This is a genomic window from Bradyrhizobium cytisi, from assembly GCF_008123515.1.
Classification (GTDB): Bacteria; Pseudomonadota; Alphaproteobacteria; order Rhizobiales; family Xanthobacteraceae; genus Bradyrhizobium; species Bradyrhizobium cytisi.
On sequence record NZ_VSSR01000185.1, the window covers coordinates 1 to 1,382 of the forward strand.

Genomic DNA, 1,382 nt, shown 5'->3' on the forward strand with positions numbered 1-1,382 from the left:
TCTGATTCCGGATACTAGCTCCCCGATTTTCATTGTGTTCGTCTTCGAACGGCGAGTCGAACGAGACGTCGCAATCGTTCAACAGGCGAAATTCCCGATAGTGATCCTTGTACAACCGCACCAACGATATGCCGCTGGTCGTGAGGCCCACCAGGATGTCCTCGTCCGCGAGCCTCCTGATGATGTAGGGCAGCAAGGTCGCCTTGGGGTTCGACCCGTTGGTGAAGAGCGGTTCATTTCCGCCGAGATTGACCGTTTCAACGCCGTGCTTCTTCAATTGATCGACGATCCGATCGATCATCTCGACGGTAAGGTCGCTCCCCTTCTCCCTAGCATTCATGCTGTAGCAGTGCGTACAGCGATATGGACAATCGTTCCCCAGCGTCCAGCCGATATTCTTGATCGCAACCTCGCACTCGGGCAGGTCGCCGAACTCCTGCACCGGGCCCACGTTGAGCTTATAGTGTTCGAGCCGGTCGAAGCTGATCGCGAATGGCTTTGACATTTTGAGCCTTCTCATCCGAAGAAAGGATTGGCGTCGGCGTCATACACCAGCCCGGCCGACGCGTAGGCGTGGTCAACCCGTGTCGCCAGCGTCTGGTATTTGATCTTGTTCCCTGCGACCTGAGCGTCAACAAGGCCATCGACGTCATGGTCACCCGACTCAACGGCGTCCAGGAGGAGTTCCATGAAGGCGAGGTCGTGCCGCCGCAGTTCGGTCGCAAGCGCGTGGAATTCGACCAGTTCCTCGTCCTCGAGTGCCTTTGGCGCGCTGATGGCGTCGATCGCTTTGTCGTAAAGGCGAAGATGGCTCTTGTGCCAGCGCTTTAGGCCCGTATAGGCCCGAACCACGTCTTCGTCGGCCAGACGATAGTTTCGGTTGCCAGTCCCATCGTCGTTGGCGTCGATCAGATTTCGTTTTCGCAGCAGCCTCGTGAACGGCGTTCCTTCGGCCGCATACATCTCGGAGAAAATTCCCTTGCTGATCGTCCAAACGTAGTCCGACATGCGACGGTGATTTTCCCGCAACTCTTCCATCGTCGTGCCGTGATCAAAGAGAATGTGCCCGGCTTGCACGTAGATGCCGTGTTTCTTGAAGACATTGCGCATTTCGGTGATGGTGAGCGGCGATTTCACTCGATGGTGAGCGCTCGTTTCGTTTGATCGTGAGCAGATATTTCACGCGATCCTGAGCGGCCGCTTCGACCGACATGGTGATTGGTTCAGGGGTTTGAGGCGGCGTCAAGAGTTTGATTGCGGGCGTTCTTCTTTCGCATGCTTTCTCCGGTAAGCCTAGTTTGAGCACAGATCTTCATCGAGGAAGTAGCCTTCGGCGATAGCGTTAAAGCGTGTGAGGCCGCGGGACATTGTGATTGGCCCTG

2 protein-coding genes are annotated in these 1,382 nt (G+C 56.2%); both read right to left on the minus strand.

Annotated features, from left to right (window positions below; all coding sequences use genetic code 11):
- Positions 1 to 505: radical SAM protein (locus FXB38_RS42485; protein WP_210251012.1), on the minus strand; the 505-nt coding region annotated here is incomplete at its 3' end.
- 11 nt (positions 506 to 516) lie between these two features.
- Positions 517 to 1,137: a hypothetical protein gene (locus FXB38_RS42490; protein WP_148756767.1), complete on the minus strand. Its 621-nt coding sequence runs from the start codon at positions 1,135 to 1,137 to the stop codon at positions 517 to 519.
- Positions 1,138 to 1,382: the final 245 nt, after the last annotated feature.